This is a genomic window from Streptomyces viridiviolaceus (genome assembly GCF_014650995.1).
GTDB classification, from domain to species: domain Bacteria; phylum Actinomycetota; class Actinomycetes; order Streptomycetales; family Streptomycetaceae; genus Streptomyces; species Streptomyces viridiviolaceus.
In genome coordinates, this window is the sequence record NZ_BMWA01000011.1 from 233,381 (window position 1) to 248,664 (window position 15,284).

General features: G+C 69.9%; 15 protein-coding genes. All 15 read left to right on the forward strand.

The features are described 5' to 3' along the window. Nucleotides 1-234: 234 nt before the first annotated feature. The 15 genes from IE260_RS18250 (at nucleotide 235) to atpA (ending at nucleotide 15,281) form a co-directional block, all read left to right on the forward strand. Nucleotides 235-1,929 (forward strand): trypsin-like serine protease, encoded by a 1,695-nt coding sequence (locus IE260_RS18250; RefSeq protein ID WP_189873276.1) that lies wholly within the window; start codon nucleotides 235-237, stop codon nucleotides 1,927-1,929. 211 nt (nucleotides 1,930-2,140) lie between these two features. After that, a complete protein-coding gene (locus tag IE260_RS18255) occupies nucleotides 2,141-3,280 on the forward strand; it encodes an LCP family protein (RefSeq protein WP_189873119.1) in 1,140 nt (379 codons plus the stop codon). Nucleotides 3,281-3,475: 195 nt separating this feature from the next. Then, nucleotides 3,476-3,700 carry a 50S ribosomal protein L31 gene (gene rpmE, locus IE260_RS18260; protein ID WP_019326867.1) on the forward strand — a complete coding sequence of 75 codons (225 nt, stop codon included), beginning with the start codon at nucleotides 3,476-3,478 and terminating at the stop codon, nucleotides 3,698-3,700. 105 nt (nucleotides 3,701-3,805) lie between these two features. Continuing rightward, a complete protein-coding gene (gene prfA, locus IE260_RS18265; protein WP_189873121.1) occupies nucleotides 3,806-4,882 on the forward strand; it encodes a peptide chain release factor 1 in 1,077 nt (358 codons plus the stop codon). 40 nt (nucleotides 4,883-4,922) lie between these two features. Continuing rightward, entirely contained in the window at nucleotides 4,923-5,768 is an 846-nt protein-coding gene (prmC, locus tag IE260_RS18270) for a peptide chain release factor N(5)-glutamine methyltransferase (protein ID WP_189873123.1), read from the forward strand. A gap of 50 nt (nucleotides 5,769-5,818) precedes the next feature. Next, nucleotides 5,819-6,466, forward strand: coding sequence for an L-threonylcarbamoyladenylate synthase (locus IE260_RS18275; RefSeq protein ID WP_189873125.1), 648 nt, complete (start codon nucleotides 5,819-5,821; stop codon nucleotides 6,464-6,466). Then, complete coding sequence (locus IE260_RS18280) at nucleotides 6,463-7,140, forward strand: arsenate reductase/protein-tyrosine-phosphatase family protein (protein WP_189873127.1); 678 nt, start codon at nucleotides 6,463-6,465, stop codon at nucleotides 7,138-7,140. The genes IE260_RS18275 and IE260_RS18280 overlap by 4 nt, the downstream gene beginning before the upstream one ends. Nucleotides 7,141-7,390: 250 nt before the next feature. Beyond that, nucleotides 7,391-8,635: a serine hydroxymethyltransferase gene (gene glyA / locus IE260_RS18285; protein WP_189873129.1), complete on the forward strand. Its 1,245-nt coding sequence runs from the start codon at nucleotides 7,391-7,393 to the stop codon at nucleotides 8,633-8,635. A 130-nt stretch (nucleotides 8,636-8,765) separates the two neighbouring features. Further along, on the forward strand, nucleotides 8,766-10,055 hold the full coding sequence (locus IE260_RS18290; protein ID WP_189873131.1) for an MraY family glycosyltransferase: 1,290 nt from the start codon (nucleotides 8,766-8,768) through the stop codon (nucleotides 10,053-10,055). A gap of 287 nt (nucleotides 10,056-10,342) precedes the next feature. Then, the gene (locus IE260_RS18295) at nucleotides 10,343-10,777 is read left to right on the forward strand and encodes a Cg1360 family ATP-synthase-associated protein (RefSeq protein WP_189873133.1); all 435 of its coding nucleotides are present in this window, start codon (nucleotides 10,343-10,345) and stop codon (nucleotides 10,775-10,777) included. A 210-nt stretch (nucleotides 10,778-10,987) separates the two neighbouring features. After that, nucleotides 10,988-11,830, forward strand: a complete 843-nt coding sequence (atpB, locus tag IE260_RS18300; RefSeq protein WP_188185142.1) for a F0F1 ATP synthase subunit A — start codon at nucleotides 10,988-10,990, stop codon at nucleotides 11,828-11,830. 78 nt (nucleotides 11,831-11,908) lie between these two features. Continuing rightward, nucleotides 11,909-12,139 carry an ATP synthase F0 subunit C gene (gene atpE, locus IE260_RS18305; RefSeq protein ID WP_009321656.1) on the forward strand — a complete coding sequence of 77 codons (231 nt, stop codon included), beginning with the start codon at nucleotides 11,909-11,911 and terminating at the stop codon, nucleotides 12,137-12,139. Nucleotides 12,140-12,179: 40 nt separating this feature from the next. Next, on the forward strand, nucleotides 12,180-12,734 hold the full coding sequence (locus IE260_RS18310) for a F0F1 ATP synthase subunit B (RefSeq protein WP_189873135.1): 555 nt from the start codon (nucleotides 12,180-12,182) through the stop codon (nucleotides 12,732-12,734). After that, nucleotides 12,731-13,546 (forward strand): F0F1 ATP synthase subunit delta, encoded by an 816-nt coding sequence (locus IE260_RS18315; RefSeq protein ID WP_189873136.1) that lies wholly within the window; start codon nucleotides 12,731-12,733, stop codon nucleotides 13,544-13,546. The genes IE260_RS18310 and IE260_RS18315 overlap by 4 nt, the downstream gene beginning before the upstream one ends. Nucleotides 13,547-13,691: 145 nt before the next feature. After that, the gene (atpA, locus tag IE260_RS18320; protein WP_189873138.1) at nucleotides 13,692-15,281 is read left to right on the forward strand and encodes a F0F1 ATP synthase subunit alpha; all 1,590 of its coding nucleotides are present in this window, start codon (nucleotides 13,692-13,694) and stop codon (nucleotides 15,279-15,281) included. Nucleotides 15,282-15,284 lie beyond the last annotated feature (3 nt).

The following is a 15,284-nucleotide window of genomic DNA, read 5'->3' on the forward strand; positions in this document are numbered from 1 at the left end:
GGGGCGGCCCTGTGCGTGTCCTGGGACAGGTGTACGATCACGCCCTCTTGAGTGCGTGGGCGTCCGGGGGGATCCGACCGGCGCCACGGCTCCTTCCGACTCTCATCTCCTGGGGGGACCTGAGTGAGCACATCCCTGTCCGCGTCCGGCCGGTCCGGCCGTCACAGACGCAGGACGCGCTTCGTGCTGCCCGGCGTGGCAGCGGGCCTGGCCGGCGTGGTCGCCGCCACGCTGATGATGTCGTCCGCCGACGCAGCCCCCGCCCGGCCGGTCCCGACGGTCGAGCCCGCCACCCGGACGGTGCCGCAGGCCGAGCTCCAGCGGCGCATCGCCGGCGCGGTCGCCGGTGACGACAAGGCCGGGGAGAGCGCCGGCACGGCCCAGCTGAGCGACACCACCGGTGACACCCGGATCGACGCGCAGATCATCGGCGGCACGCAGACCGGCATCTCCACCGCGCCGTGGATGGCCCAGCTGTGGTACTACGACGACCGCGGCACCGCGGGCGAGAGCGACGACATCGGCTTCTTCTGCGGCGGCGCCGTCGTCGCGCCGACGAAGATCCTCACCGCCGCGCACTGCGTCCGGGGCTACAACTGGAACGCCAACGGCGCCGTCGTCACCGGCACCGCGCAGCTGGCCACGGGCAGCGACCTGCACGGCGGCACCGTGTCGGGCGTGTGGCGGCAGTGGAACCACCCGTCGTACAACGCGGTGACCATCGACAACGACATCGCCGTACTGACCCTGCCGAACCCGGTCACGGCCAAGCCGATCCCGATGACGTCGTCGACCGACACGGCGTCCTACAAGGCCGGCACCAGCGCCAAGGTCTACGGCTGGGGCCGCACCAGCTCCACCTCGGACGACATCTCCGACGTGCTGAAGACGGCCACGCTGCCGATCCAGTCCGACACCACCTGCTCGGGCGCCTGGGGAGCCGACTTCGTCAAGGGCCACATGGTCTGTGCGGGCACCCCCGCCACCGGCTCCGACACCGGCACCGTCTCGGCGTGCAACGGCGACTCCGGCGGCCCGCTCGTCGTCGGCGGGCGCATCGTCGGCGTCGTCTCCTGGGGCGTGGAGGACTGTGTCGCCAAGGGCGCGTACAGCGTCTTCGCGAAGGTCAGCAGCTACGCCGGCGCCGCCTACCCGCGCGTGGAGGACACCAACATCAACGGTGACCACCGCGCCGACCTGTGGGTGCGCCAGAAGTCCAACAAGGAGGGCTTCTCCAAGAACTCCAAGGGCACCTCGTTCGGCGCCCGCGAGTCCTGGGGCAACTGGGACGGCGTCAACGTCGTCCTGCAGACCGACCTCGACCGCGACGGCTACCAGGACGTCGTCTACCGCGTCAGCTCCACCGGCGAGGTGATCTGGGCGCACTACGTGCCGTCCAGCGGCTCCTGGTCGTACAAGACCCTCTTCACCGGCTGGGGCAGCCGCAAGCAGATCCTCGCCCCCGGTGACGTCACCGGCGACGCGCTGCCCGACCTGCTCTCCGTCGACTCCGGCGGCGTGCTGTGGATCTACCCCGGCCGCGGCAACGGCTCCTTCAACACCCGCGTCCAGGTCGGCGGCGGCTGGACCACGTACGACTACGTCCGCGCCCACGGCGACTTCACCGGCGACGGCAAGGCGGACCTGCTCGCGCGCAGCAGGAGCGGCGGGTACCTGTACCTGTACAAGGGCACCGGCAACGCCGGGCACTACGCCTTCTCCAGCCGGATCAAGGTGCGCACCTGGCCCACGTACAAGACCTTCGCCGCCCCCGGCGACGTGACCGGTGACGGCAAGGCCGACTTCCTGGCCCTGTCCACCGCCGGAAACCTGTACCTGTATCCGGGCACGAGCAAGACCACCTCCGCGATCTTCGCCACACCGGTGAAGATCGGCAGCGGGTTCGGCATCTACGACATCTTCAGCTGAACCCGCAGGTGGCCGCGGTGATCGCGGACCACTCGGTGACTCCCTGTGCCCGGCGCGCCACGCGCCGGGCACAGGTCGTTGTGCAACCCTGTGCCGAGTTCCGCCGTCTGACGTACGGAGGGACGATGGAGAGGTACCGGCCGACGAGCGACCGGACCGGACCCGACCCCGGGAGCAGGGGGTAGCCGACCGGACGAGAACCGAGGAGCACATGTCCGCCGAGAGCAGGCCGGGACCCGCGATACCGGGTGAGTCCGGCACCACGGGGCGACGCCACCGTGCCAAGGGCCGCCGCCGCAGGCCCCGCGCCAAGCGACGCAAGGGCCTGCTGGTCATGGCCTGGACCGCCGCGGGCATCGTGGTCCTGGGCGGCACCGGCGCCGGCTACCTGTACTTCAAGCTCAACGGCAACCTCCAGAGCGTCGACATCGACCAGGCCCTCGGCGCCGACCGGCCCGAGAAGGCCGACAACGGCTCGGAGAACATCCTCGTCCTCGGCTCGGACACCCGCTCCGGCGGCAACGGCAAGCTCGGCGGCGGCGTCGACGACGGCACCGCCCGCTCCGACACCGCGATGGTCGTGCACGTCTACAAGGGCCACAAGAAGGCCAGCGTGGTCTCCATCCCGCGCGACACCCTCATCGACCGCCCGGAGTGCACCGACACCGACGGGAACGAGCACCCGGCGGCCGACGACGTGATGTTCAACTCGGCCTACTCCACCGGCGGGGCCGCCTGCGCCGTGAAGACCGTCGAGACCCTCTCCGGCCTGCGGATGGACCACTACCTGGAGGTCGACTTCAGCGGCTTCCAGCAGCTCATCGACGACCTGGGCGGTGTCGAGGTGACCACCACCGAGGACATCGAGGACCCCGACAGCCACCTCGACCTGAAGGCCGGCACCCACACGCTCGACGGCGAACAGGCCCTCGGCCTGGTCCGCACCCGGCACGGCGTCGGCGACGGCTCCGACCTCGGCCGCATCCAGCTCCAGCAGGCCTTCATCAAGGCCCTGGTCGACCAGGTCGAGGACGTCGGCGTCCTCACCAACCCCAAGAAGCTGTACGACCTCGCCGACACCGCCACCAAGACGGTGACCACCGATTCCGAGCTGGGCTCGGTGAACTCCCTGGTGTCCTTCGCCGGCGGCCTGAAGGGCATCGGCCCCGCCAACATGCACATGGTCACGATGCCGGTGATCTACGACCCCGCCGACGCCAACCGCGTCCTGGTGGAGGAGACCAAGTCCCGGCAGGTGTGGGACGCGCTGAAGAACGACCGGGCGATCCCGGCGGCGGCCACGGAAGGCACGGCCACCGGTGAGGCGGACGGCGTCGTGAGCGCCGGATAGGGACGCGCCGCCGTATCGGTGTGCGACTCCGCCGCGTGGGCGCGGGCAACCACCGACGGCCCGCAGGAATACACAACGCCCGCCCCCGGTTTTGGGGGATGGCCCCAGTCCTGGCAGACTGGTACGTCGGCTCCGGTTCACGCTCCCGCATCCCGCGGCTGCGACCCGGCGCCCTCCCGGAACATAGGAGACACCTTGAAGCGCGACATCCACCCCGAGTACGTCGAGACGCAGGTCAGCTGCACCTGCGGCGCGTCGTTCACCACGCGCAGCACCATCGAGTCCGGCACCATCCGGGCCGAGGTCTGCTCCGAGTGCCACCCGTTCTACACGGGCAAGCAGAAGATCCTCGACACCGGTGGCCGTGTGGCCCGCTTCGAGGCCCGCTTCGGCAAGGCTGCCGCCGGCTCCAAGAAGTAGCGAGCCACCGATCGCCGGTCCACGGCCGCGCCCCCAGCCCGGGGGAGCGCCGGGACCGGCGTTTTTGGTCGCCGCCTTCCCTTCCCGCAGTACAGGAGCCCCAAGATGTTCGAGGCCGTCGAGGAACTCGTCGCCGAGCACGCCGACCTGGAGAAGAAGCTCGCCGACCCGTCGGTCCACGCCGACCAGGCCAACGCGCGCAAGCTGAACAAGCGCTACGCCGAGCTCACCCCGATCGTCGCCACGTACCGCTCCTGGAAGCAGACGGGCGACGACATCGAGACCGCGCGTGAGTTCGCCGCGGACGACCCGGACTTCGCCGCCGAGGTCAAGGACCTGGAGAAGCAGCGCGAGGAGCTCACCGAGAAGCTCCGCCTGCTGCTCGTCCCGCGCGACCCCAGCGACGACAAGGACGTCATCCTGGAGATCAAGGCGGGCGCGGGCGGCGACGAGTCCGCCCTGTTCGCCGGCGACCTGCTGCGCATGTACCTGCGGTACGCCGAGCGGGTCGGCTGGAAGACCGAGATCATCGACTCCACCGAGTCGGAGCTGGGCGGCTACAAGGACGTCCAGGTCGCCGTGAAGACCAAGGGCGGCCAGGGCGCCACCGAGCCCGGCCAGGGCGTGTGGGCCCGGCTGAAGTACGAGGGCGGCGTGCACCGCGTGCAGCGGGTGCCCGCGACCGAGTCCCAGGGCCGTATCCACACCTCCGCGGCCGGCGTGCTGGTGACGCCCGAGGCCGAGGAGATCGACGTCGAGATCAACCCCAACGACCTGCGCATCGACGTCTACCGGTCCTCCGGCCCCGGCGGCCAGTCCGTCAACACCACGGACTCCGCCGTGCGCATCACGCACATCCCCACCGGAGTCGTCGCCTCCTGCCAGAACGAGAAGAGCCAGCTGCAGAACAAGGAGCAGGCGATGCGTATCCTGCGCTCCAGGCTGCTCGCGGCGGCTCAGGAGGAGGCGGAGAAGGAGGCCGCGGACGCCCGCCGCAGCCAGGTCCGCACCGTCGACCGCTCCGAGAAGATCCGTACGTACAACTTCCCGGAGAACCGCATCTCGGACCACCGGGTCGGCTTCAAGGCGTACAACCTGGACCAGGTCCTGGACGGCGACCTCGACGCGGTGATCCAGGCGTGCGTCGACGCGGACTCGGCGGCCAAGCTGGCAGCCGCATAAGCAGCCGCACAACCCTCGTAAGACAGCTCGGAGGACCAGCGTGAACCTGCTGCTCGCGGAGGTGGCCCAGGCCACCCAGCGGCTGGCCGACGCCGGCGTGCCCTCGCCGCGCACCGACGCGGAGGAGCTCGCCGCGTATCTGCACGGCGTCAAGCGGGGCGAGCTGCACACCGTGCCGGACGCGGACTTCGACGCCCGGTACTGGGAGGTCGTCGCCCGCCGGGAGGCGCGCGAGCCGCTCCAGCACATCACCGGACGCGCCTACTTCCGCTACCTGGAGCTCCAGGTCGGCCCCGGAGTGTTCGTACCGCGTCCGGAGACCGAGTCCGTGGTCGGCTGGGCCATAGACGCCGTACGCGCCATGGACGTGGTCGAGCCGTGCATCGTCGACCTGTGCACCGGCTCGGGCGCCATCGCGCTCGCGCTCGCCCAGGAGGTGCCGCGCTCGCGCGTGTACGCCGTGGAGCTGTCCGAGGACGCGCTGGTGTGGACGCGCAAGAACATGGAAGGGTCCAGGGTCGAGCTGCGCCAGGGCGACGCCCTGACGGCCTTCCCGGACCTCGACGGACAGGTCGACCTGGTCATCTCCAACCCGCCGTACATCCCGCTCACCGAGTGGGAGTACGTCGCTCCGGAAGCGCGTGACCACGACCCCCAGATGGCGCTGTTCTCCGGGGAGGACGGCCTCGACCTCATCCGCGGCCTGGAACGCACCGCGCACCGGCTGCTGCGCCCCGGCGGCGTCGTCGTCGTCGAGCACGCCGACACCCAGGGCGGGCAGGTGCCGTGGATCTTCACCGAGGAGCGGGGCTGGGCCGACGCGGCCGACCACCCCGACCTCAACAACCGCCCGAGGTTCGCGACCGCCCGCAAGGCGCTGCCGTGAGCCCGTCCCAGACTTCTGACCCGCAGTACGTGTACGAGGAGGCCCGCTAAATGGCACGGCGATACGACACCAACGACGCGACCGACCGCGTGACCGGTCTGCGTGAGGCCGCGTCCGCCGTCCGCCGTGGCGAGCTCGTGGTGCTGCCGACGGACACCGTGTACGGCATCGGCGCCGACGCGTTCACCTCGGAGGCCGTCGCCGACCTGCTGGCCGCGAAGGGCCGGGGCCGCAACATGCCCACCCCTGTCCTCATCGGCTCCCCGAACACCCTGCACGGCCTGGTCACGGACTTCTCCGAGAAGGCCTGGGAACTGGTCGACGCCTTCTGGCCCGGCGCCCTGACCCTCGTCGCCAAGCACCAGCCCTCCCTCCAGTGGGACCTCGGCGACACCCGCGGCACGGTCGCCGTGCGCATGCCGCTGCACCCCGTGGCCATCGAGCTGCTCACCGAGGTCGGCCCCATGGCCGTCTCCTCCGCCAACCTCACCGGTCACCCGGCGCCGGAGGACTGCGACGCGGCCCAGCAGATGCTCGGCGACTCCGTCTCCGTCTACCTCGACGGCGGCCCCACCCCCGGCAACGTCCCGTCGTCGATCGTCGACGTCACCCGCGAGGTGCCCCTGCTGCTGCGCGCGGGCGCGCTGTCGGCGGAGGAGCTGCGCAAGGTCGTACCCGACCTCGAGGTGGCGAATTGACGGCCCCTGAGACGGGGCGTGGCATAGGTGGCGGGGAACGCCCCGCGGAGGTGACGACGACTTTCGGCTTTCCGCGCGACAGCTTCCGCATCCTCCACGTCAGCACCGGAAACGTGTGCCGCTCGCCCATCACCGAGCGGCTGACCCGGCACCTCGTGACGGAGCGGCTCGGCATCCTGGGCGGCGCGCTGATCGTGGAGAGCGCGGGGACCTGGGGCCACGAGGGCGCGCCCATGGAATCGCACGCCGAGACCGTCCTGGCCGACTTCGGCGCCGACGCCTCCGGCTTCACCGGCCGCGAACTGCTCGACGAGCACGTGATCCGCGCCGACCTGGTACTGACGGCGACCCGGGACCACCGCGCCCAGGTCATCTCCATGGGCCACTCGGCGGGCCTGCGCACCTTCACCCTCAAGGAGTTCACCCGCCTGGTGAACGCCATAGACCCGGCCACCCTGCCCCCGCTGGAGGAGGGCGTGGTCGCCCGGGCTCGTGCGCTGGTGCGTGCCGCGGCGGCTCTACGCGGGTGGCTTCTGGCGCCCACGGCGGAGGCGGACGAGGTGTACGACCCGTACGGGGCGCCGCTGACGTTCTTCCGGTCGATCGGCGACGAGATACACCAGGCGCTGGATCCCGTGGTGACGGCGTTGACGGGGGTGGCCGCGCGCGCGTGACGCGGGGCCGGGGGCCGGCGGAGGGGTTCCGCCGTAGCGGCTCGGGGCTCGGGGGTCCGCCGGGGCTACGTGGTGCGGGAGGCGTCCTGGGGGCCGGGTTCCTCGTGGTGAAGGCGTTGACGGGGGTGGCCGCCCGGACGTGGGAGACGGCCGGCCATGTCGGGGCCGATCGGGCGGCAACTCGGGCGCTCGGGACGTACCGGGCCTACATTGGTCGTACGTCACCGTCGACGCACGCCCGGAGCGCACCATGTCGGTCACCCATGCCCTCGAGGCCGATGCCGATGTCCTGCGACGGCAGGACCCCGAGCTGGCCGAGATCCTGCTCGCCGAACGCCACCGGCAGTCGACGACGCTCCAGCTGATCGCCGCCGAGAACTTCACGTCGCCCGCGGTGCTGGCCGCGCTGGGCTCCCCGCTCGCCAACAAGTACGCCGAGGGCTACCCCGGCGCCCGCCACCACGGTGGCTGCGAGATCGTCGACCTCGCCGAGCGGCTCGCCGTGCAGCGGGCCCAGGACCTGTTCGGCGCCGAGCACGCCAACGTCCAGTCCCACTCCGGCTCCTCCGCGGTGCTGGCCGCGTACGCGGCGCTGCTGCGCCCCGGCGACTCCGTCCTCGCGCTCGGCCTGCCGTACGGCGGCCACCTCACGCACGGCTCGCCCGCCAACTTCTCCGGCCGCTGGTTCGACTTCGTCGGCTACGGAGTGGACGCGGAGACCGGGCTGATCGACTACGACCAGGTGCGCACCCTGGCCCGCACGCACCGGCCCAAGGCGATCGTGTGCGGGTCCATCGCCTATCCCCGCCACATCGACTACGCCGCCTTCCGCGAGGTCGCCGACGAGGTGGGCGCCTACCTCATCGCGGACGCCGCCCACCCCATGGGGCTGGTCGCCGGGGGAGCGGCGCCCAGCCCGGTGCCGTACGCCGACATCGTCTGCGCCACCACGCACAAGGTGCTGCGCGGTCCGCGCGGCGGGATGATCCTCTGCGGGAGCGAGCTGGCCGAGCGGGTGGACCGGGCCGTCTTCCCGTTCACCCAGGGCGGGGCGCAGATGCATACCATCGCGGGCAAGGCGGTCGCCTTCGGGGAGGCGAGGACCCCGGCCTTCGCCGCGTACGCCCATCAGGTGGTCGCCAACGCCAGGACGCTCGCCGCCCACCTGGCCGCCGAGGGCCTCGTCGTCACCACCGGCGGCACGGACACCCACCTGCTCACCGCCGACCCCGCCCCGCTCGGCGTCGACGGCAGGACCGCACGGGGCCGGCTCGCGGCGGCCGGCATCGTCCTGGACTGCTGTGCGCTGCCGCACGGCGACGCCCGCGGGCTGCGCCTGGGCACGGCGGCGGTGACCACGCAGGGCATGGCGGAGGGGGAGATGAGGACCGTCGGCGCACTGCTCGCCGGGGTGCTGCGGGGCGGCACGGACCCGGCCGTCGCACGGGAGTCGGTGCGGGAGCTGGTCGCGGGATTTCCGCCGTATCCGGGCTGAGGCGGGGTAGGCGCACTCGCGTGCACAGCCACTCGTGCAACCATCGTCGCTACCCGGAAGTCCCCACTCGTATGCGCGCATCGCTAGGGTGTGGGGCTGGGAATGGCCAGCGAGACCTGTGGGGAAGCCCGTGCGTGAATACCTGCTGACGCTCTGCATCACGGCCGCGGTGACGTATCTGCTGACAGGGCCGGTACGGAAGTTCGCGATCGTGGCGGGGGCGATGCCGGAGATCCGGGCACGTGACGTGCACCGGGAGCCCACTCCGCGCCTCGGCGGGATCGCCATGTTCTTCGGGCTGTGCGCGGGCCTGCTGGTCGCCGACCACCTCACCAACCTCAACGAGGTCTTCGAGAAGTCCAACGAGCCCAGGGCCCTGCTCTCCGGAGCCGCGCTGATCTGGCTGATCGGCGTCCTGGACGACAAGTTCGAGATCGACGCCCTGATCAAGCTGGGCGGCCAGATGATCGCCGCCGGCGTGATGGTGGTGCAGGGCCTGACCATCCTGTGGATCCCGGTACCGGGCGTCGGCACGGTGGCCCTGACCCAGTGGCAGGGCACCCTGCTGACGGTCGCCCTGGTCGTCATCACCATCAACGCGGTCAACTTCGTGGACGGCCTCGACGGCCTCGCGGCCGGCATGGTGTGCATCGCGGCGGCCGCGTTCTTCATGTACGCCTACCGGATCTGGTACTCGTACGGCATCGAGGCAGCCGCCCCGGCCACGCTGTTCGCCGCCATCCTCATGGGCATGTGCCTGGGCTTCCTGCCGCACAACATGCACCCCGCCCGGATCTTCATGGGCGACTCGGGCTCGATGCTGATCGGCCTGGTCCTGGCCGCCGGCGCGATCTCCGTCACGGGTCAGGTCGACCCCGACGTGATGAAGCTGTTCTCCGGCTCCGAGCGCAACACCGTGCACCAGATGGTGCCGGTCTACATCCCGCTGCTGATGCCGCTGACGATCATCGCGATCCCGGCCGCCGACCTGATCCTCGCCATCGTCCGGCGCACCTGGCGCGGCCAGTCGCCGTTCGCGGCGGACCGGGGGCACCTGCACCACCGCCTGCTGGAGATCGGCCACTCCCACAGCCGCGCGGTGCTGATCATGTACTTCTTCTCGGCGCTGATCGCCTTCGGCGCGCTCGCCTACTCCGTGAACTCCGCGTCGATGTGGATCGTGCTGAGCGTCGTCTTCCTCAGTGCGATCGGCCTGATCCTGCTCCTGATGCCGCGCTTCACCCCGCGGGCCCCGCGCTGGGCCGAGCGCTTCGTGCCGCCGCGCTACCGCCGGCGCCGGGCGGTGGCGGCCGAGCGGACGCCGGCCGCGGACGAGGCGGAGGAGCGCATCCCGGTCGCCGTGGGCGTCTCGGGCGTCAACGGCGCGACCGCCGTGGGACCCCGTTCGCGCGCAAGGTAAGAATCTGACTAGAGCATTGCCAAGTCGTGGGGGAACGAATCCCCGCAATACCAGACAAACGGGCTCTGTATTTGCACAGACGCGCACGGTCACTCTCATGTGTGACAGCCAGCACACCCACAGGTAAAGACCTCATCAAATAGTTTGTGATACCGTTCACGAGAACCCCCGGATAAAGCCGAAGGACCGTAGTGCGACGGTCTCTTGGCGTGAGGTCTTCACTCAGCCCGGGACTACGCTCGTCCATGACGACACCCTGCCCCCTGTGAAAAAGCGGAGTTGCCGCCATGCCGTCCAATGACGCCCGGATCCTGCTCCAGGCCGCCGTGCCCACTGCTGCCGTCGGTGCCATCGCCGCCGTCGTCAGCGGCGTGGTCGCGGGCGGCAAGGGGGCGGTCGGAGCCGTGGTGGGAACGCTGGTGGTCATCCTCTTCATGGGGCTCGGCCTGTACATCCTGCAGCGCACCGCCAAATCGCTTCCGCACCTCTTCCAGGCGATGGGCCTGATGCTCTACGCGGCACAGATTCTTCTGCTGTTCATCTTCGTCGCCGCGTTCAAGAACACGACGCTGTTCAATCCCCGGGCCTTCGCGCTCACCCTGGTCGCCGGCACCCTCGCCTGGATCGCCGCCCAGACGCGCGCCCACATGAAGTCCAAGATTCTTTACGTCGAGCCCGAGTCGACGGGCGAAAAGCCCGAAAAGACGGGGCACTCGTCGTGAGGGGTAGGGCCGGGATAAAGAGGCATGTGAAGTCCTGCTATCGTCCGGTGCCAACTGCGGCATCGCGGGCGCGGGCATCCGAGCTGACGCCTGCTCAATCGCGAGGCGAGATGCCCCACAGCCGCCCCCACATCCGTAACACCAGTCCCGTGCCGAACCGCGGTCACGCGCCGCGCCGACACAACGAGGTTGCCGTACCCATGCGCCACGATGAAGGAGCCCGCGGTGAGTGCTGACCCGACGCAGGTGCTCGCCTTCGAGACCGACTGCCACATCTTCGACGGCTGCGGCTTCGCGGAGGTCTCCCCGGGCCTGCACTCGTTCCTGTTCCAGCCTCTCTGGGGCGACGCGGACAGCAACCTGTACTTCAACAAGACGATGCTGCTGGCGCTGCTCGGCTCGATCATCGTCGTCGGCTTCTTCTGGGCCGCCTTCCGCAGGCCGCAGGTCGTCCCGGGCAAGCTGCAGATGGTCGCCGAGGCGGGCTACGACTTCATCCGGCGCGGTGTCGTCTACGAGACCATCGGCAAGAAGGAGGGCGAGAAGTACGTCCCCCTCGTGGTCTCGCTGTTCTTCTTCGTCTGGATGATGAACCTCTGGTCGATCATTCCGGTCGCCCAGTTCCCGGTCACCTCGATCATCGCGTACCCGATGATCCTGGCCCTGATCGTCTACATCCTGTGGGTGTCGCTGACCTTTAAGCGGCACGGCTTCGTCGGCTTCTGGAAGAACGTCACCGGCTACGACAAGTCGCTCGGCCCGGTGCTGCCGCTGGCCATGCTGATCGAGCTCTTCTCGAACCTGCTGATCCGGCCGTTCACCCACGCCGTGCGACTCTTCGCCAACATGTTCGCCGGGCACACCCTGCTGCTGCTCTTCACGATCGCCAGCTGGTACCTGCTGAACGGCGTCGGCATCGCCTACGCGGGTGTCTCGTTCGTGATGGTCATCGTGATGACCGCCTTCGAGCTGTTCATCCAGGCCCTGCAGGCGTACGTGTTCGTCCTGCTGACCTGCACCTACATCCAGGGCGCGCTGGCCGAGCACCACTGAGTCGGCGCCCACACCGCCCTCAACAAGTCGTCCGGTGGCCAACCCCCACCGGTCCGTAAAGGAAAAGGAAGAACTGGCATGTCCCAGACCCTTGCTGCCGTCGAAGGTTCCCTCGGTTCCATCGGTTACGGTCTCGCCGCAATCGGCCCCGGCGTCGGCGTCGGCATCATCTTCGGTAACGGCACCCAGGCCCTCGCCCGCCAGCCCGAGGCCGCCGGCCTGATCCGTGCCAACCAGATCCTCGGCTTCGCCTTCTGTGAGGCGCTGGCCCTGATCGGTCTGGTCATGCCGTTCGTCTACGGCTACTGATCGCTGACACAGACCAGCCGACTAGACGAAAGGCACACACATGAGCCAGCTGCTCACGATCGCGGCCGCGGAGGGTGAGAACCCTCTCGTCCCGCCGATCCCCGAGCTTGTCATCGGCCTGATCGCCTTCGTCATCGTCTTCGGCTTCCTCGCCAAGAAGCTGCTCCCGAACATCAACAAGGTTCTGGAAGAGCGTCGCGAGGCCATCGAGGGCGGTATCGAGAAGGCCGAGGCCGCGCAGACCGAGGCCCAGAGCGTCCTTGAGCAGTACAAGGCCCAGCTCGCCGAGGCCCGGCACGAGGCCGCGCGCCTGCGCCAGGAGGCTCAGGAGCAGGGCGCCACGCTCATCGCCGAGATGCGCGCGGAAGGCCAGCGGCAGCGTGAGGAGATCATCGCCGCCGGTCACGCGCAGATCGAGGCCGACCGCAAGGCCGCCTCGTCCGCGCTGCGCCAGGACGTCGGCAAGCTCGCCACCGAGCTGGCCGGCAAGCTCGTCGGCGAGTCCCTCGAGGACCACGCCCGTCAGAGCCGCGTCATCGACCGCTTCCTGGACGAGCTCGACGACAAGGCGACGAAGGCCGAGGCCACGCGATGAACGGAGCGAGCCGCGAGGCCCTGGCCGCCGCACGCGAGCGTCTCGACGCGCTGACGGACTCCACGTCCGTGGACGCGGGCTCGCTCGCCGAGGAGCTGGCCGCCGTCACCGCGCTGCTCGACCGCGAGGTGTCGCTGCGTCGGGTCCTGACCGACCCGGCGCAGGCCGGCGAGGCCAAGGCCGAACTCGCCCAGCGCCTCTTCGGCGCCCAGGTCAGCGGCCCGGCCGCCGACCTGGTGTCCGGCATGGTGCGTTCCCGCTGGTCGCAGTCCCGCGACCTGGTGGACGCGCTGGAGGAGCTGGCGAACACCGCCGACCTCACCGCCGCGCAGAAGGCGAACAGGCTCGACGACGTCGAGGACGAGCTGTTCCGGTTCAGCCGGATCGTCTCCTCGAACACCGAGCTCCGCGCCGCGCTGACCGACCGCAAGGCCACCACCTCGGCCAAGAGCGAGCTGCTGCGCAGCCTGCTCGGCGGCCGGGCGTACGTGACCACCGAGCGTCTGGTGACGCGCCTTGTGACCGCGCCCCGGGGACGTAGCCTGGAGTCGGGACTCGAGTCCCTGTCCAAGCTCGCCGCCGAGCGCCGGGACCGCATGGTCGCCGTCGTCACGTCGGCGGTGCCGCTGAGCGACACGCAGAAGCAGCGCCTCGGCGCCGCCCTCGCCAAGCTCTACGGCCGCCGGATGCACCTCAACCTCGACGTGGACCCCGAGGTCGTCGGCGGGATCCGGGTGCAGGTCGGTGACGAGGTCATCAACGGCTCCATCGCGGACCGTCTCGAGGACGCCGGCCGCCGTCTGGCGAGCTAGCGCCCCCGCGGCAACAGAACAACAAGCAGTACGTACTTACGACGGCCCTGGTTGGGCCGTGCAGAGGATTCACCTCTTATTGGGGGGAGTCCCTTCTACCCCCCAAGTGAAACTTCGGGCCCAACAAGGAGAGCAGGGAACTCAGATGGCGGAGCTCACGATCCGGCCGGAGGAGATCCGGGATGCGCTGGAGAACTTCGTCCAGTCGTACAAGCCGGACGCGGCCTCGCGCGAGGAGGTCGGTACGGTCACCCTTGCCGGCGACGGCATCGCGAAGGTCGAGGGCCTGCCCTCGGCCATGGCCAACGAGCTGCTGAAGTTCGAGGACGGCACCCTCGGCCTCGCCCTCAACCTCGAGGAGCGCGAGATCGGTGCCATCGTCCTCGGTGAGTTCAGCGGCATCGAGGAGGGCCAGCCGGTCACCCGCACCGGCGAGGTCCTGTCGGTCGCCGTGGGCGAGGGCTACCTCGGCCGCGTCGTCGACCCCCTCGGCAACCCGATCGACGGCCTCGGCGAGATCGAGACCGAGGGCCGCCGCGCCCTCGAGCTGCAGGCCCCCACGGTCATGCAGCGCAAGTCGGTGCACGAGCCGATGGAGACCGGCTACAAGGCCGTCGACGCCATGACCCCGATCGGCCGTGGTCAGCGTCAGCTGATCATCGGTGACCGTCAGACCGGCAAGACCGCCCTGGCCGTCGACACGATCATCAACCAGCGTGACAACTGGCGCACCGGCGACCCGAACAAGCAGGTCCGCTGCATCTACGTCGCCATCGGCCAGAAGGGCTCCACCATCGCGTCGGTCCGCCGCGCGCTGGAGGAGAACGGCGCGCTGGAGTACACGACCATCGTCGCCGCCCCGGCGTCCGACCCGGCCGGCTTCAAGTACCTGGCGCCCTACACCGGCTCGGCCATCGGTCAGCAGTGGATGTACGAGGGCAAGCACGTCCTGATCATCTTCGACGACCTGTCGAAGCAGGCCGACGCCTACCGCGCCGTGTCGCTGCTGCTGCGCCGCCCGCCGGGCCGCGAGGCCTACCCGGGTGACGTCTTCTACCTGCACTCCCGTCTGCTGGAGCGCTGCGCCAAGCTCTCCGACGACATGGGTGCCGGCTCGATGACCGGTCTGCCGATCGTCGAGACCAAGGCCAACGACGTCTCGGCGTTCATCCCGACCAACGTCATCTCCATCACCGACGGCCAGTGCTTCCTGGAGTCCGACCTGTTCAACGCCGGCCAGCGCCCGGCCCTGAACGTCGGTATCTCGGTCTCCCGCGTCGGTGGCTCCGCCCAGCACAAGGCGATGAAGCAGGTCTCCGGCCGTCTGCGCGTGGACCTCGCCCAGTTCCGTGAGCTGGAGGCGTTCGCCGCCTTCGGTTCCGACCTGGACGCCGCGTCGAAGGCGCAGCTGGAGCGCGGTCAGCGCATGGTCGAGCTGCTGAAGCAGGACCAGTACCAGCCGATGGCCACCGAGGACCAGGTCGTCTCCGTCTGGGCCGGCACCACCGGCAAGATGGACGACGTGCCGGTCGCCGACATCCGCCGCTTCGAGAAGGAGCTGCTGGAGTACCTGCACCGCAAGGAGCAGGGCCTCATGACCTCCATCAAGGAGGGCGGCAAGATGTCCGACGACACCCTGCAGGCCGTTGCCGAGGCGATCGCGGCGTTCAAGAAGCAGTTCGAGACCTCGGACGGCAAGCTGCTCGGCGAGGACGCCCCGTCCGCCGCCAAGTGACGT